Raw genomic sequence first — 23,021 nt, 5'->3', positions numbered from 1 at the left:
AGCCGACCCGACAAATCCAATAATAAGGTTTCACACCGTGAACGACTTTTCCGCCGCCCAGCGCAGCCGCGTGACCATGCTCGACGTTGCCGAACATGCCGGTGTTTCCAAGGCCAGCGTCTCGCGCTTCATTGGCGACGACCGCGCCCTGCTCTCCGACGCCATTGCCCTGCGCATCGAACAGTCCATCGCCGAACTGGGTTATCGCCCCAACCAGATGGCCCGTGGTCTGAAACGCGGCCGCACGCGCCTGATCGGCATGCTGGTGGCCGATATCCGCAACCCTTATTCGATTGCCGTGATGCATGGCGTGGAAACCGCCTGCCGTCAGCACGGCTACAGCCTGGTGGTGTGCAACACCGACCGCGATGACGAGCAGGAACGCCAACACCTGGCGCTGTTGCGCTCGTACAACATCGAAGGCCTGATCGTGAACACCCTCGGCCATCACCGCGACGAACTGCATGAGCTGCAACGGGAAATGCCGCTGGTGCTGGTGGATCGCAAGGTCGACGGGCTCGACAGCGACATGGTCGGGCTGAACAACCCGCAAGCCGTACAGATGGCCCTCGATCACCTGCAACACCAAGGATTTCGCGACGTGCTGCTGGTGACCGAACCCTTCGACGGAACCAGTTCGCGGATCGAACGGGTCAACAGTTTTCACCGACACATCGCCGAGCGCGGGCACCTGACCGGGGCGGTGCAGGAAACCGGTGATTCGCTGGCCGCCAGCCTGCAAACCTTTCTCAACAGTCCGTCCACCGGACCCAAAGCGCTGTTCTGCGCCAACGGCGTGGCGGCGCTGGCCTGCACCCGTGCGTTGCGCGATATCGGATGCCGGTTGTTCGAGGACGTCGGGCTGATTGCCTTGGATGACCTGGATTGGTATCCGCTGGTGGGCAGCGGCATCACGGCCCTCGCCCAACCGACCGCCGAGATCGGCGCGCAGGCGTTCGAGTGCCTGCTCAGGCGCTTGCGCGGGGATGACACGGCGGCGCGATTACTGGATTTTGCGCCGGTGCTGATTGAGCGGGGATCGACCCGAAAGGTTGGCGGCGCTTGAACTGATACTTTCGCAGGCGAGCCCGCTCCCAAGAGGGGCGGAGAAGCCGCGATATTTTTTTGAACAAAAATGAAACCGGTTTCAGAGGTCAATAACAATGAATAAACCTGCCATTTCCATCAGCCTGTCCAGCTACGGCGCCGACCTTGTGCGCCAGCGTGGCCAAGGCTCGTTCATCGAGACGCTGGCACTGGCCGGCGCCAATCGCATCGAGTGGCGCGAGGAACTGCTGACCAACGAAGTCCCCGAACAACTGGCGGCCGCCACCCATGAGGCCGGGCTGCAAAGCATCTATTCCTCGCCCATCGAACTGTGGCTGGCCGGGCAGGCGCGGCCCAATCCCGAACTCGTCACCGCTTTGCAACGGGCGCAGGCGTTCGGTGCGAAGTGGCTGAAGGTTTCCCTCGGTTTCTTCACCGACAACAACGATCTCCAGGCCTTGGAACACCTGATCAAACACAGCCCGGTGCAACTGCTGGTGGAAAACGACCAGACTCTGCATGGCGGGCGGATCGAGCCGTTCCAGCGTTTCTTCGCCGCTGTCGAGCAGCACGACCTGCCGATCAAAATGACTTTCGACATCGGCAACTGGCAATGGCAAGACCAGTCCGCCACCAGCGCCGCGCGCCTGTTGGGCCGGCATGTCGGTTATGTGCATTGCAAGGCCGTGGCCCGTCGCGCCGACGGCAAACTGGTCGCCGTGCCGCCCGCCGTGAGTGACCTGCATCTGTGGGAACAACTGCTGCGGCACATGGCCCAAGGCGTTATGCGCGCCGCCGAATACCCGCTGCAAGGCGACGATCTGCTGCAACTGACCCACGAACACGTCGCCGCCCTCGCCCGCCTCGGCCAATCCCGCCTGGAGCCTGCCCATGTCTGAGATCGATATCCTGTCGTTCGGCGAAACCATGGCGATGTTCGTCGCCGAACAGAGTGGCGATCTGGCGGCGGTCGCGCAGTTTCACAAACGCATTGCCGGGGCCGACAGCAACGTCGCCATCGGCCTGTCGCGACTCGGTTTCAATGTCGCCTGGCTGAGCCGGGTCGGCGCCGATTCCCTCGGACGCTTCGTGGTCGAAACGCTGGCTAAAGAAGGCCTCGATTGCAGTCATGTCGCGGTGGACGCAACACACCCGACCGGGTTCCAGCTCAAGTCGCGCAGCGACGATGGCAGCGACCCGACGGTCGAGTACTTCCGTCGTGGCTCGGCGGCCAGTCACCTGTCGCCCGAATCGATCACCCCGGCCCTGCTCGGTGCCCTTCACCTGCACGCCACCGGGATTCCGGCCGCGCTGTCGGCCAGCAGTCGGGCCATGTCGTTCGAGCTGATGACCCGCATGCGTGACGCCGGCCGCAGTGTCTCCTTCGACCCCAACCTGCGCCCAAGCCTGTGGGCCAGCGAGCGGGAAATGATCACCCAGACCAACCGCCTCGCCGCCCTCGCCCATTGGGTGTTGCCGGGACTGAGTGAAGGTCGTCTGCTCACCGGTTTTGAAGATCCGGCAGACATCGCCGGGTTTTACCTGGATCAGGGCGCCGAAGCCGTCGCGATCAAACTTGGCCCGCAGGGTGCGTATTTCCGCACCCACCTGGACGAAGGATTCGTCGCCGGGGTGCCGGTGGAAACCGTGGTCGACACCGTGGGCGCCGGGGATGGCTTTGCCGTCGGCATGATCAGCGCCCTGCTCGAGCACCAGAGTTTTGCCGACGCGGTCAGACGCGCCAACTGGATCGGCAGCCGCGCGGTGCAGAGTCGCGGAGACATGGAAGGCCTGCCGACACGCGCCGAACTCACTGCCGAATTCGAAGCCACCCTCCGCGAACCGCTGACAACCCCATGACCCGTGAGAGCGGGCCTGCCCGCGAAGACAACCGTTAATTGAACCTGCTGCGACAAAAACAACAAGCTCAGGAGCAACAACCATGAAAACCGCAACCCTTGCCACCCGCCGCTGGTGGTACATCATGCCCATCGTGTTCATCACCTACAGCCTGGCGTATCTGGATCGCGCCAACTACGGCTTCGCCGCCGCGTCGGGCATGGCCGCCGACCTGATGATCACGCCGGGCCTTTCCTCGTTGCTCGGTGCGCTGTTCTTCCTCGGTTACTTTTTCTTCCAGGTGCCGGGCGCGATCTACGCGCAAAAGCACAGCGTCAAGAAACTGATCTTCGTCAGCCTGATTCTCTGGGGCGGCCTCGCCACCCTGACCGGCGTGGTCTCCAACGCCTATTGGCTGATTGTCATCCGCTTCATGCTCGGCGTGGTCGAGGCAGCGGTGATGCCGGCGATGCTGGTCTACCTCTGCCACTGGTTCACCCGTGCCGAACGCTCGCGGGCCAACACGTTCCTGATCCTCGGCAACCCGGTGACGATGCTGTGGATGTCGGTGGTCTCGGGGTATCTGGTGCAGCATTTCAGCTGGCGCTGGATGTTCATCATCGAAGGCCTGCCGGCCGTGTTCTGGGCATTTATCTGGTGGCGTCTGGCGGATGATCGTCCGGCCCAGGCCAAGTGGCTCAACGACCAGGAAAAGCACGATCTGGAAAGCGCGCTGGCCGCCGAACAGGTCGGGATCAAAGCGGTGAAGAACTATGCCGAAGCCTTCCGTTCGCCGAAGGTGATCATCCTCGCGCTGCAATTCTTCTGCTGGAGCATCGGTGTCTACGGTTTCGTGCTGTGGCTGCCGTCGATCCTCAAGTCCGGCGCGCAGATGGACATGGTCGAGGCCGGCTGGCTGTCGGCGCTGCCGTATCTGGCGGCGGTGATCGGCATGCTGCTGGTGTCGTGGGGTTCGGACAAACTGCAAAAGCGCAAACGCTTCGTCTGGCCACCGCTGCTGATCGCATCGATCGCGTTCTACGGCTCCTACGCCCTGGGCGCGGAGCATTTCTGGTGGTCGTACACCTTGCTGGTGATTGCCGGCGCCTGTATGTACGCCCCATACGGACCGTTTTTCGCGATTGTCCCGGAAATCCTTCCGGCCAACGTAGCCGGCGGGGCCATGGCGCTGATCAACAGCATGGGCGCACTCGGCTCGTTCGGCGGCTCCTATCTGGTCGGTTACCTCAACAGCTCCACCGGCTCGCCCGGCGCTTCGTATCTGTTGATGAGCGGCGCGTTGCTGCTGTCGGTAGTGCTGACGATTTTTCTCAAGCCCGGCGCCAGTGACCGGGTGATCGCCCCGCGTGTCGCACCGCGTCCGCTGCCGGCCCATTCCTGAATTGCCCAAGAGATGACTGCGATGAAAAAGCAGGTTGTGCTGTACAAGAAACTCTCACCGCTGTTGATGGCGCGCCTGCATCAGCAGGTGGACGTCACGCTGATCGACAGCCTCGACACCGATGGCCTGATGAAACTGCGCGACGCCCTGCCCGGCGCTCACGGTTTGCTCGGTGCCAGCCTGAAACTGGACGCGCCGTTGCTCGATCTGGCACCGCAGCTGCAAGCGGTTTCCAGTGTTTCGGTGGGCGTCGACAACTACGACATCGATTACCTGACCCGCCGCCGTATCCTGCTGACCAACACCCCGGACGTGCTCACCGAAACCACCGCCGACACCGGTTTCGCGCTGATTCTGGCGACAGCCCGGCGGGTGGTGGAACTGGCGAACCTGGTGCGCGGCGGTCAGTGGCATCGCAGCATCGGCCCGGCGCACTTCGGCACCGATGTGCATGGCAAGACCCTGGGCATCATCGGCCTGGGCCGGATCGGCGAGGCGCTGGCCCAGCGCGGGCATTTCGGTTTCGGCATGCCGGTGATCTATCACAGCCAGTCGCGCAAACCGACGGTCGAGGCACGCTTCGATGCGCATTACCGCAGCCTCGAAGCGTTGTTGCAGGAAGCGGATTTCGTTTGCCTGACCTTGCCGCTGACTGCGCAGACCGAAGGCCTGATCGGTGCCGAACAGTTCGCATTGATGCGTCCCGAGAGCATTTTCATCAACATTTCACGGGGCAAAGTGGTGGACGAAGCGGCGCTGATCGACACCTTGCGTCACCAGCGCATTCGCGCTGCGGGCCTGGACGTGTTCGAGCACGAACCGCTGAACCATGACTCACCGTTGCTGCAATTGAGCAACGTGGTCGCCACGCCGCACATGGGGTCAGCCACCCATGAAACGCGGGAAGCGATGGCGCGGTGCGCGGTGGAGAATCTGCTGACGGCGTTGAGTGGGGAAAAACCTGCGAATCTGGTGAATCCAGCGGCCTGGCAGGGTTGAGATTATCGCCGCCTGCCAGGCCGCTTTCGGGGGCAAGCCCGCGAAAGCGGCCGGCACAGGCACCACAGGAACCTCAGGCCGTACGCGCCTGCAACAGTTGCGCCGCGCACAAGGCAATCCGCGAACAGGCGTCGGCCAGTTTCACCCGATCCACCACCAGGCCGATGCGGATGTGTCCCGCCGCACTCGGCCCGAAGGCTTCGCCGGCCAGCACCGAAACCCCGTAGCCCTCAAGCAGGCGCTCGGCAAAGTCCTGGGCGCCAAGGCCGGTCTGGCGCACATCGACCATCACAAACATCCCGCCATCCGGAACGATCGGGTACAGCCCCGGGCAGCCGCGCAGACGCTCGCACACCAGATCCCGGCGCAAGCGATACTCCTCGCGCATCTGCGTCACTTCCGGGAGATCCTTTTCCAGCGCCACCTGCGCGGCTTTCTGCACAAAGTCAGGCAGGCCGAACAACATGCTCAGCGACAGGTTCACCAGATGTTCGGCCAACTCCCTGGGGCCGATCATCCAGCCGATCCGCCAACCGGTCATGGCGTGGGATTTCGACAGGCTGTTGATGGTCGCCGTGCGCTCGGCCATGCCCGGCAGACTCGCCGGGCTGACGTGTTCGCCCTCGTACAACAGATCGCTGTAGACCTCATCGCTGATCAGCCACAAGTCATGGCCCACGCACAGCGCCGCCAGTGCCTGCCAGATCGGCAGCGACAGACTGGCGCCCGAGGGGTTATTGGGGCTGTTGAGCAACATGGCCCGGGTCTTCGGGGTAATTCGCACCGCAACGTCCGCCGGGTCGACGCGAAAGCCGTTGTCCGGGCGAACCGGCACGGGCACCACGGTCGCGCCGCACGCGCCGAACACACCTTCATAGGTCACGTACATCGGCTCGGCGACGATCACTTCATCGCCCGGGTCCAGCAGGCATTGCGCCACTGAATACACCGCACATTGTGCGCCCGGCAGCACAATCACCTGCTCGGCATCGACGATTTGCCCGCAGTGCCGCTGATGGCGCTCGGCGATCAGGTTGCGCAGCTCCAGCCGGCCGCGCACCTCCGAATAATGTGTATCGCCGGCCAACAGGCTGTCGATGGCGCCATGGATGATCGGCAGCGGCGTGTCGAAGTCCGGATCGCCCACCGACAGCAGCAACACATCGACGCCTTGCGCGCGTAACTCCAGCGCTCGGTCATGAATCCGCCAGGCTGCTGCTCCTTCCCCGGCGATTCGTTGGGTCAAGGCTGAATAGCGCATTTACCTCTCCTGTTTGCGCGGTCTCCAGCCTTCACCCTATCTCAAATCACGAAACGCGCCACCATGGCATTCAAATCCACCGCAAGACGCGACAATTCGTGGGTCGCGGCGCTGGTCTGGTTGGCCCCGGCGGCCGATTGCGTGGCCAGATCGCGAATATTCACCAGGTTGCGGTCGACCTCGCGCGACACCTGGGCCTGTTCTTCGGAGGCGCTGGCGATCACCAGATTGCGCTCGTTGATCAGGTTGATCGACTGAGTGATCTGTTCCAGCGCGACGCCGGCGGCGCGAGCCATTTCCAGGGTCGACTGGGTGCGCTGGTTGCTCTGCTGCATCGACTCGACCGCTTCGCCGGTGCCGTTCTGGATGCCGGCGACCATTTTTTCGATTTCCTGAGTCGATTGCGCAGTGCGATGGGCCAAGGCACGCACTTCGTCCGCCACCACCGCAAAGCCACGTCCGGCCTCACCGGCGCGGGCCGCTTCGATCGCTGCGTTGAGCGCCAGCAGGTTGGTCTGCTCGGCGATGGCGCGGATCACGTCCAGCACCTTGCCGATGTCGCGGCCCTGCGCGGCCAGGCCCTCGATCATTTGTGCGGTGTTCTGCACGTCACGGGTCATGGTCTGGATCGCGTCGACGGTTTTCACCACTTGGTCGCGGCCTTCGCGGGCAGCGTGGTTCGACTGGTTCGACGCCTCGGAAGTCGACACGGCGTTGCGCGCGACCTCTTCCACCGCCGCGGTCATTTCATTCACGGCGGTGGCGGCCTGCTCGATTTCGTCGTTCTGCTGCTGCACGCCACGGGCGGCCTCTTCCGTCACCGCGCTGAGTTCTTCGGCCGCTGCGCCCAACTGGGTTGCGGAGCCGGCGATCTGCTCGATGGTCTTGCGCAGGTTGGTCTGCATCGCCGCCAGGGCTTCGAGCAGACGGGCCGGTTCATCCTTGCCGTCGACCTCGATGGTTTTGCTCAGATTGCCACCGGCAATGGTTTGCGCGGCCTGCACCGCGCGGTTCAGCGGGTTGACGATGCTGCGGGTCAGCAGCAGGGCCAGCAGGACGGTCGCCAACGCGGCAATTACCGCGACGATAATGATGCCGGTGATTGCGCTATCGAAATGCTCGCCGGCCTGCGCCGACGCGGTTTTCGCATCGGCGGTGTTGATCGCAATCAGCTTGTTGAGCTGCTCACCCATCTGATCGGTGCCCTCTTTGATCCGGGTGTTGATCAGGGTGCGCATCTCTTCGACCTTGTCCTGGCGCGACAACTCCAGCATCTGGCTCTGCGCTTGCAGGTAGTTCTCAAGTGTCGCAGCGAAAGCCTTGTATTGTGCGGCCTCCTCGCCACCGGCGGGCAGCGCGGCATAACTGGCCTGAGCACCACGCACCTTGTCCACCAGCACACCGATGCGAGTCTGGGCCTCTTGCAGGCTGGCCGGCTCACGATTGACCAAGACCCGGAACGACAGAATCCGCATGCGCAGAACGTTTTCCGTGACGACCCCAAGGTAGCCAACGCTGGGCAGTTGATTGGTTTCCATGTCGATGGATGCCTGGCGGATGATCGACATGCGGTTGACGGCAAACACGCCGAGCACGATCACCAACAGGGCAATAAAGGCAAAACCGAGGAAGGCACGGGGCGCGATATTCAGATTACGCAAGGACATAGGAGGACTCTCGGATGATGGAAACAACGAGCGTCCTTGCCGTAATCACTGGCCCGTGGAACGGGTGTCAGTCCGGCGTCACTGTTTTACGAGGTCTTGTGCGCGCCTGTTCTCTGTATCGGCCAGGCTTGAGGAAGTTTGCAGGGGAAGAAGAAATATTTTTCAAGGTGTTACACGAATGAAACACTTGTGCATGATGGCTGTTTGATTGTTCCCACGGGCCACGTGGGAACAATCAGCAATGAGATTCAAGGCTTGGCCGCAATCCGCCAGACGCGAGCAATATCAGTGGCGCGTTCGCGCAACAGGCGCGGCGCTTCGGCGCAGGCCTGTTCAAGGCTCATCGGGCCGCTGGTGACGGCGAACGCCGCATCAATGCCATGGCCGTAGAGTTCCTGATAACCCTCACCCAGGGTCCCGGCAATGACGATCACCGGCACCCCGTTTTGCTTGGCGATCCGCGCCACGCCGAACGGCGTCTTGCCGCGCAGGGTCTGGGCATCGAAGCGCCCTTCCCCGGTGATCAGCAGATCCGCGCCCTTGACTGCATCGGCCAGGCCCACCAGTTCGGCGACCACTTCCACCCCGGCCTGGAACCGTGCGCCGAGAAAGGCCTTCGCCGCAAAACCCAGGCCACCCGCCGCCCCGCTGCCCGGCTCGTCGCGCACGTCCTTGCCCAGTGCCTGGGCGCAGACTTCAGCGAAATGACCCAAGGCCTGATCCAGTTGTTGCACCTGCGCCGGTGATGCGCCCTTTTGCGGGCCGAAAATCGCCGAGGCGCCATGGGGGCCGCACAACGGATTGTTCACGTCGGCGGCAATGTCGAAACGCACGTGGGCCAGACGCGGATCGAGATCGGTCAGATCCAGCCGCGCCAGCTGTGACAGCGCCAGGCCACCCGGCACCAGTGTCTGGCCCTGAGCATCCAGCAACTTGACTCCCAGCGCCTGCATCGCCCCGGCACCGGCGTCGTTGGTGGCACTGCCGCCGATAGCGAGGATCACCCGTTGCGCGCCGGCATCCAGCGCCGCACGGATCAACTCGCCCGTGCCGAACGTGCTGCTGATGCACGCATCGCGCTGCCCCGGCGGCACCAATTGCAGGCCGCTGGCTTCGGCCATTTCGATGATCGCGGTGTGGTTGTGCGGTAACCAGCCCCACGCGGCTTCGACCGGAGCGCCCAGCGGGCCACGCACGCGAGTGCGGCGCAACTGGCCTTCGCAAGCGTCAAGAATCGACTCCACCGTGCCTTCACCGCCATCGGCCATCGGGCACTTGACCAGCGTGGCCTGCGGCCAGACCTGCGCCAGCCCCAACGCAATGGCCTCGGCCACGCCTTGGGCACTCAGGCTGTCCTTGAACGAATCGGGGGCGATGACGATCTTCATGCGAATTCTCCAGTTCCAATGGCCCTCATGCTGCCAGTCGTCTCGATCCTTGACGCCTGTCCGCTGCACAATGGGTGCAGGCGTTTATTGTTCATTTCGACAAATCGTCGGTCTGCGGCAGCAATTGCACACCCAGGTACAACGCCAGCATGCCGTCCAGCCGCAACGGATCGACTCCGCTGAGTTCGGCAATCCGCTCCATCCGATAACGCAGACTGTTGCGATGAATCCCCAGCGCATCGGCACAGGCCTGACTCTGTCCGTCGTGATCGCACCAACTTCGCAGGGTCGCGAGCAACTGGCCGTTGTTGTCTTTGGCGATCACTTTGCGCAGCGGTTTGAGCAATTCATCGAGGGCGTCATCGTTGCGATGGCGCCAGAGCATCACTGGCAACCGATAGCGATTGAGCGTCAGCAGCCGTGAGCGCGGCAACACTTCACGGCCGTAAGCGAGCAAGTCGCCGACTCGCCGATAGCAGCGGCGCAACCCCGCCAGACCATCAGCCTGCCCGCCCACGGCGATACGCAGAATCTTCCAGCCCAGGCCATCAAGTTTCTCCAGCAGGCGATCATGCTCGACCGTCTGACTGGCCGGCCGACACCAGAGCAGCGACGACTTCGCCGAACTCACACACCAACTGTCCGGATAGCGCGACATCAGCCAGGCACTCAGCGCATCGACGGTCTGCCCCGGCCCGTGTTCCAGGCCCAGTTCGAACAGATACGGCACTCGCGTCAGTTGCGGCTTGAGCCCCAGTTGCTGCGCTTCGTCCACCAGACGCGGCGAATCCCCGGCCTCGCTCAACAGCAGCGCCAGCAGGTCATCGCAACGCTGACGCCGCCATTGTTGTTCGGCCTGCTGGTTGCGCTGGCCGACCAGCATCTCGGCGGTCATCCGCACCAGTTCGGCGTAGGTGCGCAACTGCTCCGGCTCGCCGGTGATGCCCAGCACGCCGATCAAGCGCTGATCGAGCAACAGCGGCAGGTTGATCCCCGGTTGCACGCCTTTCAGATGCGCGGCGGTCTGGGCGTCGATCTCCACCACCCGACTGTTGGCCAGCACCAGTTGCGCGCCTTCATGGCGGGTGTTGATCCGCTCAGGCTCGCCGCTGCCGAGGATCAGGCCCTGGCTGTCCATGACGTTGACGTTGTACGGCAAAATGGCCATCGCCCGGTCGACGATGTCCTGGGCCAGATCGTGATCGAGTTCAAACATGACAGCGGGAATCCTTGTAAACAGGCGCGGACGGTTGTTCACCCGCACAGGGTCTGGCGGCAAACCCTGTGCTCAGGCACAAAGACAATCCGGCCACAGGTGACCGAGACTCTCAGGGCGATCAACGTTACCCTTGCATCGCAAAAAATCATAATAAAGAGAGAGCCGCCATGTCCCAGAGCGCCGCAGCCGTCCAGGCCATCGCTGACGACAAAAACGCCGTATACAAGCGCATTACCCTGCGTTTGATCCCCTTCATTTTCATCTGCTACCTGTTCAACTACCTCGACCGGGTGAACGTTGGCTTCGCCAAACTGCAGATGCTCGACGCACTGAAATTCAGCGAAACCGTCTACGGCCTCGGCGCCGGGATCTTCTTCATCGGCTACGTGCTGTGCGGCGTACCGAGCAACCTGGCCCTGACCAAATTCGGTCCTCGGCGCTGGATTGCACTGATGATGATTACCTGGGGCACGCTGTCGACCTGCCTGCTGTTCGTGACCACTCCGACCGGGTTCTACACCCTGCGCCTGTTCACCGGCGCGGCTGAAGCCGGGTTCTTCCCCGGCGTGGTGCTTTACCTCTCGCAATGGTTCCCGACCTTCCGCCGTGGCCGGATCATGGCGCTGTTCATGTCGGCGATCCCGGTGTCCGGCCTGCTCGGCAGCCCGTTTTCCGGGTGGATCCTCAATCATTTTGCTGCCGGTCAAGGAGGCCTGGCCGGTTGGCAGTGGATGTTCCTGCTGCAAGGCATTCCGACCGTGGTGCTTGGGGCGCTGGCGTATTTCCTGTTGAGCGACAACTTCGCCAACGCCAAATGGCTGAGCCCCCATGAGCGTGCGGTGCTGGAAGCGGATCAGGCCGAAGATCTGGCGAACAAGCCGAAAACCACCACCGACTCGTTGCTCGCGGTGTTCAAGAACCCAGCGATCTGGGCATTCGGTCTGATCTATTTCTGCATCCAGAGCGGTGTGTACGCGATCAACTTCTGGCTGCCGTCGATCATCAAGAATCTGGGGTTCAGCGATAACCTGGTGATCGGCTGGCTGAGCGCGATTCCGTATCTGCTGGCAGCGGTATTCATGCTGGTGGTCGGGCGCTCGGCGGACCTGCGCAAGGAGCGCCGCTGGCACCTGGTGGTGCCGATGCTGATGGGCGCCATCGGTCTGGTGATCGCGGTGAATTTCGCCGGCAATCCGACCATCGCCATTCTCGGCCTGAGCATGGCCACCATGGGTGCCCTCACCGGCCTGCCGATGTTCTGGCCGGTGCCGACCGCCATGCTCAGCGCCGGTGCGGCAGCGGGTGGTCTGGCGCTGATCAACTCCATGGGACAGATGGCCGGGTTCCTCAGCCCGTACCTGGTGGGTTGGGTCAAGGACAGCACCGGCTCGACCGACGCGGCGTTGTATCTGCTGGCGGCGGTGATTGTCGGCGGGAGTCTGCTGGCGTTGCGGATGACGCGAGCGCTGCGGGCTTAAGGGTTGGTAGCGACGAGAAACGGCCCTTTTTATGGGCCGTTTTTTTTGCGGGGTGTTTGATCAGGGATCGGTGTGCGGTTCAAAATTCGCGTCCAGTTCCACCACCAGCCCACCGGGCATCTGCACAAAAATCTGCCAGATTCCGTCCTCCGGCACCTGCGCCACCTGATACGGCAAGCCACTGGCCTGTACCCGCTGCAATACCGTCGCCGCGTCATCATCGGTACGAAAGGCGATATGACTCAACGCCGTCTCGTCGAGCGTCGGCTGCTCGATTACATGCACCAGCGCCTGCGTATCTTGATACAGCCAGCGACCGGGGAATGGAAATGGCGGCCGCCGCCCCGGCGTCAGCCCCAGCAAGGCACCGAAGGCCTCCTGCAACGGTTGACCGTCCGGCGTGTTGAACGCCAGGTGATCGAAGTGCCAGGTCATAACAATCCCCCTCCATCGACGTCGATGATGCTGCCGCTGATAAAGCCGTTCTCCATCACCAGCATAAACGCCGCCGCCAGGTCTTGCGGCGTGCCCACCCGACCCACCGGCAACGCCGCCGATGTGCGAGCGAACATCGCCGTGCGCAGGCTTTCATCCATTCCGGCGTAGGCCTCGGTATCGGTCACGCCGGGGCTGATCACGTTGACCCGACGCGGCGCAAGCTCCTTCGCCAATTGCTTGGCAAGGGCTTCCAGCGCGGCATTGAGAGTGGTCTTGATAAATTGCCCGGCGACGAATTTGCGCGACAGCAGACCGGAGGTCAGGGTGACACTACCCCGCTCGCTCAGGTGCGGCAGCACCGTTTGGATCGCCCGCAACGCGCCCCAGAATTTCACCTCGAACGCCTGCTGCGCCTGGAACAGATCGCTGTCCGCCAGTGGTCTGGCGGCGACGCTCGGGCCGGCGGTGATGACCAGATGATCGACGCTGCCGATACGCTCGAACAAGGCGCGAAGCGACGTCTCATCCGTCAAATCGACGGACTCATGGCGGATACCATGCGGATCATCGGACGTTTCGGCACGACGACCCACCGCATAAACATGAGCGCCACGTCCGGCAGCCTCCAAAGCGACAGCGGCACCAATACCGCTGCTGCCGCCAATCACGACGACGGTCTGGTTGCGCAAGATGGATTCGAGCTGTTTCATGGGAAATCTCCGCTGGGCTTAAGGAGATTCCATCTTCCAAGGTTGCCAATCGAAGAAAAATCCCGCCAAATCGAAAGGATCTTTAAAGGATTTTTATCAATGAGCTCGATTCTCGATCTGGAGATCTTCGTTCGCGTGGCCGACTCCGGCAGCATTTCCGCCGCCGCCCGAGCACTGGAACTCACCCCGGCGGCGGCCAGCATTGCGTTGAAACGTCTGGAAACCCGACTCGGCATCCGTCTGTTCGCGCGCTCCACCCGCAGCATGCGTCTGACCGAAGAAGGCCGGCATTATCTGGAAAGTGTGCGCCTGGCCCTGGCGACCCTGGCCGAGGGCGAACAGGCGCTCAAGCAACAGGCCCAAGGCTTGAGCGGCGTGCTGCAACTGGCAGCGCCGTCGGACTTCGGGCGCAATGTGTTGTTGCCATGGCTGGATGATTTCAAGCGCGAGCATCCACACATTCAACTGCAATTGCTGCTCAACGACCGGCATGCCGATCTGTTCCGCGAGACGGTGGACGTGGCGCTGCGCTTTGGCGTGCCGAGCGATTCGACACTGGTGGCGCTGCCGATTCTGCCGAACCATCGCCGCGTCGCCTGCGCCAGTCCTGACTATCTGGCACGCCACGGCACGCCGCAAAACCCCGCCGAATTGAGTGAGCACAGCGCCCTGCTCTACCTGCGCAACGGCCGACCGTACAACACCTGGCGTTTCCATCGCGAAGACGAAACAGTCGAGGTTGAAGTTCGCGGCGACTACATCAGTGATGACGGTGAAGTTGCCCGCCGCTGGGCGCTCGCCGGACACGGCATCGCCTACAAAGCATGGCTCGACGTGGCCGAAGACGTGCGCGCCGGGCGGCTGGTGATGCTGTTCGATGACTGGCACGGCGAGAGCGTACCGTTCAATCTGCTGTGCCCGCACCGGGTGCAGGTATCGGAGCGGGTCAAGGTGTTGCAGGCGTTTTTGCGCGAGCGCTGCACGGCGCTGAGCCAATAAATTCACTTTGCCGCGCCAGGCGCTTCTGGTATTTGATGGAAGCTTTCCCACCGACAAAAGGATTTCGGCATGAGCTATCGCACACTCGGTCACTCGGGGTTGAAAGTCTCCACCCTCACCCTGGGCACGATGATGTTCGGCGAACAGACCAGCGCAGAGGACTCACTGCGCATCATCGACAAGGCCTGGGATCAAGGCATCAATTTCATCGATACCGCTGACGTCTACACCAACGGTCGCTCGGAAGAAATCGTCGGCGAGGCCATCGCCAGCCGTCGTCACGAGTGGGTGCTGGCGACCAAGGTGGGGTTCGGTCCGGTGGACGGCGTGCCGAATCGCAGCGGCTTGAGCCGCAAGCATCTGTTCAACGGTCTGGAGGCCAGCCTGGGCAGGCTCGGCACTGATTACCTCGACATCTATTACCTGCATCGCGAAGACCACGACACGCCGCTGGAAGTGACGATTTCGGCGATTGGCGATCTGATTCGCCAGGGCAAGATCCGTTATTGGGGCCTGTCGAATTATCGTGGTTGGCGCATCGCCGAGGTGATTCGCATCGCTGACAGACTGGGGGTCGATCGCCCGGTCATCAGTCAGCCGCTGTACAACATCGTCAACCGCCAGGCCGAGACCGAGCAGATCACCGCCGCCCAGACTTACGGCCTCGGTGTGGTGCCTTACAGCCCGCTGGCCCGTGGCGTGCTCAGCGGCAAGTACGCGCCGGACGTGACGCCGGACGCCAACAGCCGTGCCGGGCGCCAGGACAAACGCATTCTGGAAACCGAATGGCGCGTTGAGTCCCTGCGCATTGCCCAGCAGATCCAGCAATACACCCGTGAGCGCGGGGTCGGGATTGTCGAGTTTGCGATTGCCTGGGTACTGAACAACAGCGCGGTGACGTCGGCGATAGTCGGGCCTCGGACTGAAGAACAATGGGACGCCTACACCAAGGCGCAGGCAGTGAAGATCACGGCGCAGGATGAAGCATTCATCGATTCGCTGGTGACACCGGGGCATGCCTCGACGCCGGGGTTCAATGACGTGAGCCATTTTGTGTCGGGACGTAAACCGCGTCTGGCGTGAGATGCCCCCTCACCCTAGCCCGCTCCCAAAGGGAGAGGGAACCGATTGGGGGATGTTCGGACTATGCTTTTTATCTGAGCGCCTTGAATTGAATCCACAATCGGCATGCCTTTTCAGGTCGACGGATTTACTGAGACACCTCGGTCGCCCCTCTCCCTCCGGGGAGAGGGCTGGGGTGAGGGGCTTTTTGGCGGATGTAGAAAATATTGACCACCCCGACCAATATTCAGCACAAAAACCACGTATCCTGCGCGCCCCGTTCGACCTTCAACCCGCGAGGACAGTTTGTCTAAAGGTATCGCTCTCTCGGTGACAGCTTCGACGCTGTTTGCCGTCATGTATTACTACACCTCTCTGCTCACCCCTTTGAGCGGCGTGGAAATCTTTGGCTGGCGGATGCTGTTGACCCTGCCCTGCATGACCCTGTTCATGCTGCTGTCCGGCGAATGGCGGCGTGTGGTTACGCTGTTGCGCCGGATGGCCGAATATCCCAAGTTGATTGCCGGCCTGGTGGTTTCGGCGGCGCTGCTCGGCGTGCAGCTGTGGCTGTTCATGTGGGCACCGCTCAACGGCTACAGTCTCGATGTGTCGCTGGGCTACTTCCTGCTGCCGTTGGCGATGGTGCTCACCGGGCGTATTGCCTACGGTGAAAGCCTGTCGTACCTGCAGAAAGTCGCGGTGTTCTTCGCCAGTCTCGGCGTGCTGAACGAGTTGTATCAGGTCGGCGGGTTCTCCTGGGCGACGCTGGTGGTGGTCGTGGGTTATCCGCTGTACTTCGTGCTACGCAAGTACCTCAAATCCGACAACCTTGGCGGTTTGTGGGTCGACATGGCCCTGATGCTGCCGGTGGCGTACTGGTTCGTGCGCGGTGGCGACCAAGGGTTTGGCGTATTCGATCAGTACCCGGCGCTGGCGTGGCTGATCCCGTTGCTCGGCCTGATCAGCGCTTCGGCGCTGGTGGTGTACATCATTGCCAGCCGCTTGCTGCCATTCAGTCTGTTCGGTCTGCTCAGTTACGTCGAGCCGGTGCTGTTGCTCGGTGTGGCGCTGCTGCTGGGCGAGAGTATCAAGCCCGGCGAATGGCTGACTTACATCCCGATCTGGCTGGCGGTTGTCGTGCTGGTGTTCGAAGGGTTCAAGCATATGATGCGTCAGCGCCGCCCTTGAAAAAATCCTGAAAAAAAGCCCGGCCTGCATGTCTGCAGACCGGGCTTTTTTATATCGGGCAAGGCTTACTCGGTAGCCAGCACGCCACGGCGAACCTGATCACGCTCGATCGATTCGAACAGCGCCTTGAAGTTGCCTTCGCCGAAACCATCGTCGCCTTTACGCTGGATGAATTCGAAGAACACTGGCCCCATCAGGGTTTCCGAGAAAATCTGCAGCAGCAGACGCTTGTCGTCTTTGTCCGAAGCGCCATCGAGCAGGATGCCGCGCGATTGCAGTTGATCCACCGGCTCACCGTGGTTCGGCAAGCGGCCTTCGAGCATTTCGTAGTACGTGTCCGGCGGCGCGGTCATGAAGCGCATGCCGATTTTCTTCAGCGAATCCCAGGTCTTGATCAGGTCGTCGGTGAGGAATGCGACGTGCTGGATGCCCTCGCCGTTGAACTGCATCAGGAACTCTTCGATCTGCCCGGCGCCTTTCGACGACTCTTCGTTGAGCGGGATGCGGATCATGCCGTCCGGCGCGGTCATCGCCTTCGAAGTCAGGCCGGTGTATTCGCCCTTGATGTCGAAGTAACGGATTTCGCGGAAGTTGAACAGCGTCTCGTAGAACTTGGCCCAGTAGGCCATGCGCCCGCGATACACGTTGTGGGTCAGGTGGTCGATGATCTTCAGGCCGGCACCCACCGGGTTACGGTCGACACCGTCGATGAACACGAAGTCGATGTCATAGATCGAACTGCCTTCGCCGAAACGGTCGATCAGGTACAGCGGCGCGCCGCCAATGCCTTTGATCGCCGGCAGGTTCAGTTCCATCGGACCGGTTTCGATATGGATCGGCTGGGCGCCGAGTTCCAGCGCGCGGTTGTAGGCCTTCTGCGAATCCTTGACCCGGAATGCCATGCCGCAAACCGACGGGCCGTGCTCGGCAGCGAAGTACGAGGCGACGCTGTGCGGTTCGTTGTTGAGGATCAGGTTGATCGCGCCCTGACGATACAGGTGCACGTTCTTGGAACGGTGGGTCGCGACCTTGGTGAAGCCCATGATCTCGAAGATCGGCTCCAGGGTGCCGGGTGTCGGCGATGCGAACTCGATGAACTCGAAGCCCATCAGGCCCATTGGGTTTTCGTATAAATCTGCCATGGTTGGCGCCTCATCATTCTTATCAATTAACCAGAGTTATTTGTCAGTAATGCTGAGACCGGTGGGTGGCGCACAGGAGATGCCACGCACACTGCGGGCGAGGAAGTCACCGTAGATCAGTTGAAACCCGAATATCTTCATTGTCGACCCAAGGCTCTTGCGGGCGAGGCTTCTGCTGCCAGAAGACGATTATTATTGTATGCGTAACCCGATTCTACACAGCGTAAATAGGGTTGTCTGCCCTCTCTATAAAATCCGCTTTTTTGCCGTGGGTGCAAAGGGTTTGTTGCACAGGTAGATGCCGCCCAGAATCAACCCGCCGCCCAGGCACATGGGCAGCGTCAGTCGTTCGCCCAGCAGAAACGCGCCGAGAATGACCGCCGTCAGCGGATTCAACGCAATGAACACCCCGGAACGTGTCGCGCCGATTTTGCGGATACCGTGGTAATACCCGATATAGGCCAGCGCGGAACCGAGCACGCCCAGATAGAGCAGGCTCAACCACTGGGGCGCGCCGAGTTCGACCAGCGCCGCAACACTCACCTCCCCGCGCAGCACCGCCAGCGCCCACAGCATCAGCGTGCCGAGCAAAATCGAAAACGTTACGGTCTGCACCGGGCCGAGGCTCTGGTTGAGGCCACGGGAAAACAGCGAGTAGACACCCCAGCCCAGCACGCAGCCGAAGATCAGCAGATCACCGATCCACGCGTCCGCCGTCGCCGCGAGCCACTGCGGATTGCGACTGACGATCACCAGGCTCGCCCCCGCAATACAGATCGCAATGCCCATTACCCTGGCCCGGCCCAGACGTTCCTTGAACAGCCCCCAGGAGGCCAGACCGATGACCGCCGGGTTCAACGCAACGATCAACGAGGCGCGCGAGGCATTGATGTAATGCAGCCCATAAAAGAAGCACAGGTTGTAAAAGAAAATCCCGAAGAACCCCAGCAGCGCCAGTTGCAGCCATTGCCGAGGGCTGGGCCTGGCCAGCGGAATCCGCGCGAGCCACAGAAACATCAGCAACGCCAGGCTCGCCAGCAGAAAGCGCAGGCTGGCGGCGAATATCGGGCTCAGGCTACCCGCCAGGAACCGCCCGGCAACAAAGGTTCCGCCCCAGATCATGGTCACGGCGCAGAGGGTCAGGTAAACCGGCAGATCCGACGCGCCCCCACGGGTTTGCTCACAACTGCTCATAACACTCCAAACGATTGAATTGACGGATGGCGTATCATTCAGCCGATTCTCCATCATCGTAAAATGAGTAAAAACTCATGACCCTGACTCAACTGGAAATCTTTTCGCTGGTGGCCGAGTTACGCGGTTTCACCCTCGCCGCCCATCGCCTGGGGATTTCGCAATCGGCGGTGTCGCACGCGCTGAAGTCTCTGGAGCAGGAGTTGGGTGTCGAACTGTTGCGCCGCCATCAATCCCAAGTGGAACTCAGCGACATCGGCGAACAACTGCTGCTGCGGGCACGGGCGATGCTGGGACTGGCCAACACCTTGCGCCAGGAAGCCGCCGATGCCCGAGGCATGAAGCGCGGCACCCTGCGCATCGGCTCGTTCGGCCCGACGTCGTCGATCAAGTTGTTGCCGAAGATCCTGCGACGCTTTCGCGAAGTACATCCGGGTATCGAAGTCCACATGGATGAAGGGCCGGATCGTCAGGTGATTCAGTGGCTGGAGGAGCGGCGGATCGACATCGGTTTTGTCGTGCTGCCCGAAGAGCGTTTCGACACCTTTGCCCTGATTGAGGACCAGATGGTGGCCCTGCTCCCCTTGAATCATCGACTGGCGGCACGTTCCGACGTGAGCCTCAAGGAATTGTGTGACGACCCCTTCGTGCTGACCGAAGCCGGCTCCAGCGAGCTGGTTTCACGGTTGTTCAATGCTGCGCGTCTGCAACCGAACATTCGTTACCGCTGCTCGCAATTGATCAGCACCCTCGACGCCGTCAGCCGGGGCGATGCGATCACCCTTGTGGCCGAAGGCTCGCTGCCCGACATGGAAAACCCACGCTACGTGAGCAAACCGCTGTCGCCGGCCGTGCGGCGTCAGGTCGGGTTGGCCGTGCTCGATCAGCGCCAGTCCTCACCCGCAACGCTGGCCTTTATCGAACTGGCGACACAGATGAATCAGCGATGAGCGGCGCAAGCATCAACCGCCAACTATCATGCCCTCACACCGGTCGCTGCGCAGGGATCGCGGCGATTTCGAGAGTTCCATTCCATCGCGACAGGATGCGCTCATGCCTCTGACCGCCAGACACCGCCGCAAGCGCAGTTCCCGGCTATTCGTGACACTGCTGTGCGGCCTGCTCCCCGTGGCGCTGGGCAGCGTGATTCTCTACATGCAAGCCGAACGCACCCTGCAACAAAGCGCACAACACACCGCCGATGAAGCCTTGCGGCAGTTCGAGCTGATGCTCGACAACACCGCGCAAGCCGCCCAGGTCTTGCTGCCGCTGGCCGGCCAGACCTGCAACGACGTCAAGCTGGCCCTGCGTGAACAAGTCACCCGCCGGCCCTTCGTGCGCTCGACCAATCTGGTGTGGGACAACAATCTGTATTGCAGCTCGTTGTTCGGTGATTATCAGGAAGCGGTCAATCCCGGCGACTACAACCAGGGCAAGTTGTGGTTGATGAACGGCAATCCGGTGACGCCCAATACCGCGCTGCTGGTGTACCGGCTCAGCGAAGGTCGGGGCGGCGCGCTGACCACTCTCGACGGTTATCACTTGAGCAACATCCTGCGCCTGATCGGTCGCCACACACTGTTGCTGCTGCAGGTCGGCAAGAACTGGCTGTCGGCGGACGGCAAGGTGCATACGGGGCCGTTGCCGGCGCTACCGGTCGCGCAAAACACGCTGGATTCCTCGCGCTATGCCTTCAGTGTGTCGGCGGGTTTCCCCAAAGGCGAAACATGGCGCTACATGACCGATGAATACCCGCCGCTGTTCAGCCTGCTGATCTTTTTCGGCGCGGTGTCGGGGGCCATCGGGCATGTCCTGCAAAAGCGCTCGACGTCGCCGAGCCACGAAATGCAACGTGCTCTGGAGGCCGGCGAGTTCATCCCCTACTTTCAGCCGGTGGTGCATGGCGACAGCCAACAATGGTCGGGCACCGAGGTGCTGATGCGCTGGAACCACCCGAAGGAAGGACTGGTGCGCCCGGATCTGTTCATTCCATTTGCCGAGCATTCCGGACTGATCGTACCGATGACCCGAGGGTTGATGCAGCAAACGGCAGCGTTGCTCGGCCCGTTGTCACCGACCTTTACCGCGCCGTTTCATATCGGCATCAACATTACCGCCAGTCATTGCCAGGATCTGGAGTTGGTCGAAGACTGCCGGATATTTCTGGACGCATTCGTTCCGGGCAGCGTGAGCCTGGTGCTCGAATTGACCGAACGCGAACTGATCGAGCCGACCGACATCACCCGGCAATTGTTCGAACAACTGCATGCCATGGGGGTGAAGATCGCTATCGACGACTTCGGCACCGGTCACTCAAGTCTTGGTTATCTGCGCCAGTTCAATGTGGACTTTCTCAAGATCGATCAGAGTTTTGTCGCCATGATCGGCGCCGACGCCCTGTCCCGGCATATTCTCGACAGCATTATCGAACTGTCGGCCAAACTCGATCTGGGCATTGTTGCCGAAGGCGTCGAGACGCAGGCGCAGTGCGATTACCTGAGAGCTCATCACGTCAACTTCCTGCAAGGTTATCTGTTTGGCAAACCAATGCCGGCCGCAGACTTCATTAACGCATTAAGTCACCGTTAACATCGTGCAATAAACCCGACGCATGCTAATTCGCGCACCAAATTGATACAAAACTGCATTGTCGTTACATGAAGAAAAAGTCAGGATTTACTCTTGGCTCATTAACTACTACAATTTTTCGTACCTGTTGCAAGATTGGCAGGTGAGCCATTATCACCGAGTCGCTTCAAGGCTTTTTGCTTATAGCTTTGTTTGCGGTTGGGATCAGCCAATCACACTATTGGAGTAAAGATATTGTCCAGACTCGCTGAATTTCGTGCCGCTGAAAAGGCCCTTCAGGAACAGCTCAAGCAGCTGGAATCGCTGAAGAACGATGCCGGGCTCAAGAAAGAAATCGAATTCGAAGAAAAGCTCCAGGGGCTGATGAAAACCTACGGCAAAGGCCTGAAAGACATCATCGCCATTCTCGATCCGGGTTCGACCAAGTCCGGCGTATCGCTGTCTGCAGCGCCTAAAACCCGTCGCGCGCGGGTGGTCAAGGTTTATCAGAACCCGCACACCGGCGAACTGATCGAGACCAAGGGCGGCAACCATCGCGGCCTGAAGGCCTGGAAGGAACAATACGGCGCTGCCACTGTTGATTCCTGGCTGCGTGGCTGATTTCAAGGCCACATAAAGAAGCCCTGCACATGCAGGGCTTTTTTTTGACAATATCTAACAATTGCAACGAATTTTGCCGAACAAGTTGGGATTCTTGACCGGTGCGCATCGCTTGTTCGCTAAATGGGCGGTGCGACATGTTGCAAATTTCGTCCATTGTTAAACTTTGTGGTTAATTCCTTCGGGCATCTAAAAGCTGCCGGCTCACCCGACACAGGATTAAAGTTTCAGACTGTTTCTCGCCGCCGCTATTTCGTCTTCGCTTGCCTTGTAGACCTCAGCCTGACCGGCATACGAAAGAACGTAAGCCTTGTCCGCCTCAACCGCCGCCACCAATGTTTGCGACAGCACATGTCGGCCATTTTCAGTAATGGTGCAAGTGGTTTCCAATGCCGCCAACGAGCCAAGCGTAGAGGGATGAACCCTGTTGCAGACACTCTGATAACCGCCCTGGAAAAAATCCTTCTGCACAGACTTGCGCATCTCCAGCAGAACGCCCTGCAAGTTGACTTGATGACCGCTTTCCACATGGGTCATGGTCAACTCCATCACCATCACCTGGTTGCCGTCCGCATCATTTTTCACCGCACGCTGACGAGAAACCTCAGGGCTTGCGTCGGGCAATGCTTCAACCTGCCAACCGGCCGGCCAGGTAATTGCAGGTTCCTGGGCTACCACAGCGGTGGCAATCAGGGTCAAGCCGAAGAAAACGAACAGCGATTTGAACGGTCGGATCATTACCAGAGGCACTCGCGAATTGAGCCGTGAAGTCTGAGCCTCGCCCGCACACAGGGCAAGC

At 61.1% G+C, this 23,021-nt stretch carries 21 protein-coding genes; 12 read left to right on the top strand and 9 right to left on the bottom strand.

What is annotated here, in order from left to right:
* Positions 1-37 precede the first annotated feature (37 nt).
* From N8H74_RS05130 to N8H74_RS05110, 5 genes are all read left to right on the top strand, one after another.
* Complete coding sequence (locus N8H74_RS05130) at positions 38-1,066, top strand: LacI family DNA-binding transcriptional regulator (protein WP_318837752.1); 1,029 nt, start codon at positions 38-40, stop codon at positions 1,064-1,066.
* A 97-nt stretch (positions 1,067-1,163) separates the two neighbouring features.
* Positions 1,164-1,946 (top strand): sugar phosphate isomerase/epimerase, encoded by a 783-nt coding sequence (locus N8H74_RS05125; RefSeq protein ID WP_217829849.1) that lies wholly within the window; start codon positions 1,164-1,166, stop codon positions 1,944-1,946.
* The gene (locus N8H74_RS05120) at positions 1,939-2,907 is read left to right on the top strand and encodes a sugar kinase (protein WP_217829848.1); all 969 of its coding nucleotides are present in this window, start codon (positions 1,939-1,941) and stop codon (positions 2,905-2,907) included. Before N8H74_RS05125 ends, N8H74_RS05120 begins: the two co-directional genes overlap by 8 nt.
* Positions 2,908-2,989: 82 nt before the next feature.
* Positions 2,990-4,288 carry an MFS transporter gene (locus N8H74_RS05115; RefSeq protein ID WP_217829847.1) on the top strand — a complete coding sequence of 433 codons (1,299 nt, stop codon included), beginning with the start codon at positions 2,990-2,992 and terminating at the stop codon, positions 4,286-4,288.
* Positions 4,289-4,309: 21 nt separating this feature from the next.
* Positions 4,310-5,287 (top strand): D-glycerate dehydrogenase, encoded by a 978-nt coding sequence (locus N8H74_RS05110; protein ID WP_217829846.1) that lies wholly within the window; start codon positions 4,310-4,312, stop codon positions 5,285-5,287.
* 73 nt (positions 5,288-5,360) lie between these two features.
* Here N8H74_RS05110 and N8H74_RS05105 read toward each other — a convergent pair whose 3' ends face one another.
* From N8H74_RS05105 to N8H74_RS05090, 4 genes are all read right to left on the bottom strand, one after another.
* Positions 5,361-6,548: an aminotransferase class I/II-fold pyridoxal phosphate-dependent enzyme gene (locus N8H74_RS05105; protein WP_217829845.1), complete on the bottom strand. Its 1,188-nt coding sequence runs from the start codon at positions 6,546-6,548 to the stop codon at positions 5,361-5,363.
* Positions 6,549-6,589: 41 nt separating this feature from the next.
* Complete coding sequence (locus N8H74_RS05100) at positions 6,590-8,215, bottom strand: methyl-accepting chemotaxis protein (RefSeq protein ID WP_262146477.1); 1,626 nt, start codon at positions 8,213-8,215, stop codon at positions 6,590-6,592.
* 248 nt (positions 8,216-8,463) lie between these two features.
* Positions 8,464-9,603, bottom strand: coding sequence for a glycerate kinase (locus tag N8H74_RS05095; RefSeq protein WP_262146476.1), 1,140 nt, complete (start codon positions 9,601-9,603; stop codon positions 8,464-8,466).
* A 91-nt stretch (positions 9,604-9,694) separates the two neighbouring features.
* Positions 9,695-10,819 (bottom strand): sugar diacid recognition domain-containing protein, encoded by a 1,125-nt coding sequence (locus N8H74_RS05090; protein ID WP_217829842.1) that lies wholly within the window; start codon positions 10,817-10,819, stop codon positions 9,695-9,697.
* A 170-nt stretch (positions 10,820-10,989) separates the two neighbouring features.
* On the opposite strand from N8H74_RS05090, the gene N8H74_RS05085 reads away from it, so the two are divergent.
* Positions 10,990-12,300 carry an MFS transporter gene (locus tag N8H74_RS05085; RefSeq protein WP_262146475.1) on the top strand — a complete coding sequence of 437 codons (1,311 nt, stop codon included), beginning with the start codon at positions 10,990-10,992 and terminating at the stop codon, positions 12,298-12,300.
* Positions 12,301-12,360: 60 nt separating this feature from the next.
* Here N8H74_RS05085 and N8H74_RS05080 read toward each other — a convergent pair whose 3' ends face one another.
* Together N8H74_RS05080 and N8H74_RS05075 are read right to left on the bottom strand one after the other, a co-directional pair.
* Entirely contained in the window at positions 12,361-12,735 is a 375-nt protein-coding gene (locus N8H74_RS05080) for a hypothetical protein (RefSeq protein WP_262146474.1), read from the bottom strand.
* On the bottom strand, positions 12,732-13,448 hold the full coding sequence (locus N8H74_RS05075) for an SDR family oxidoreductase (protein ID WP_262146473.1): 717 nt from the start codon (positions 13,446-13,448) through the stop codon (positions 12,732-12,734). The genes N8H74_RS05080 and N8H74_RS05075 overlap by 4 nt, the downstream gene beginning before the upstream one ends.
* A gap of 99 nt (positions 13,449-13,547) precedes the next feature.
* On the opposite strand from N8H74_RS05075, the gene N8H74_RS05070 reads away from it, so the two are divergent.
* The 3 genes from N8H74_RS05070 to rarD all read left to right on the top strand — a co-directional run bounded on the left by N8H74_RS05070 (position 13,548) and on the right by rarD (position 16,697).
* The gene (locus tag N8H74_RS05070; protein ID WP_262146472.1) at positions 13,548-14,447 is read left to right on the top strand and encodes a LysR family transcriptional regulator; all 900 of its coding nucleotides are present in this window, start codon (positions 13,548-13,550) and stop codon (positions 14,445-14,447) included.
* A 69-nt stretch (positions 14,448-14,516) separates the two neighbouring features.
* Entirely contained in the window at positions 14,517-15,530 is a 1,014-nt protein-coding gene (locus tag N8H74_RS05065) for an aldo/keto reductase (protein WP_262146471.1), read from the top strand.
* A 285-nt stretch (positions 15,531-15,815) separates the two neighbouring features.
* On the top strand, positions 15,816-16,697 hold the full coding sequence (gene rarD / locus N8H74_RS05060) for an EamA family transporter RarD (protein ID WP_262146470.1): 882 nt from the start codon (positions 15,816-15,818) through the stop codon (positions 16,695-16,697).
* Between the two features lie 65 nt (positions 16,698-16,762).
* Here rarD and hppD read toward each other — a convergent pair whose 3' ends face one another.
* Positions 16,763-17,839 (bottom strand): 4-hydroxyphenylpyruvate dioxygenase, encoded by a 1,077-nt coding sequence (hppD, locus tag N8H74_RS05055; RefSeq protein ID WP_217829836.1) that lies wholly within the window; start codon positions 17,837-17,839, stop codon positions 16,763-16,765.
* A 246-nt stretch (positions 17,840-18,085) separates the two neighbouring features.
* Positions 18,086-19,033: an EamA family transporter gene (locus N8H74_RS05050; RefSeq protein WP_262146469.1), complete on the bottom strand. Its 948-nt coding sequence runs from the start codon at positions 19,031-19,033 to the stop codon at positions 18,086-18,088.
* 77 nt (positions 19,034-19,110) lie between these two features.
* Here N8H74_RS05050 and N8H74_RS05045 point away from each other — a divergent pair, with 77 nt between their 5' ends.
* From N8H74_RS05045 to N8H74_RS05035, 3 genes are all read left to right on the top strand, one after another.
* Positions 19,111-19,983, top strand: coding sequence for a LysR family transcriptional regulator (locus N8H74_RS05045; protein WP_262146467.1), 873 nt, complete (start codon positions 19,111-19,113; stop codon positions 19,981-19,983).
* A 103-nt stretch (positions 19,984-20,086) separates the two neighbouring features.
* A complete protein-coding gene (locus N8H74_RS05040) occupies positions 20,087-21,622 on the top strand; it encodes an EAL domain-containing protein (RefSeq protein ID WP_262146466.1) in 1,536 nt (511 codons plus the stop codon).
* A gap of 234 nt (positions 21,623-21,856) precedes the next feature.
* Positions 21,857-22,222: a histone-like nucleoid-structuring protein, MvaT/MvaU family gene (locus N8H74_RS05035; RefSeq protein ID WP_217829832.1), complete on the top strand. Its 366-nt coding sequence runs from the start codon at positions 21,857-21,859 to the stop codon at positions 22,220-22,222.
* A gap of 219 nt (positions 22,223-22,441) precedes the next feature.
* On the opposite strand, the gene N8H74_RS05030 is transcribed toward N8H74_RS05035, so the two are convergent.
* On the bottom strand, positions 22,442-22,960 hold the full coding sequence (locus tag N8H74_RS05030) for a DUF4946 domain-containing protein (protein ID WP_262146465.1): 519 nt from the start codon (positions 22,958-22,960) through the stop codon (positions 22,442-22,444).
* Between the last annotated feature and the right edge of the window lie 61 nt (positions 22,961-23,021).

The organism is Pseudomonas sp. B2M1-30 (assembly GCF_025447575.1).
In the GTDB taxonomy this organism is placed as follows: Bacteria; Pseudomonadota; Gammaproteobacteria; order Pseudomonadales; family Pseudomonadaceae; genus Aquipseudomonas; species Aquipseudomonas botevensis.
The sequence above is the reverse complement of the archived record's forward strand: the minus strand, read 5'-3'. Positions and strand labels throughout refer to the sequence as shown.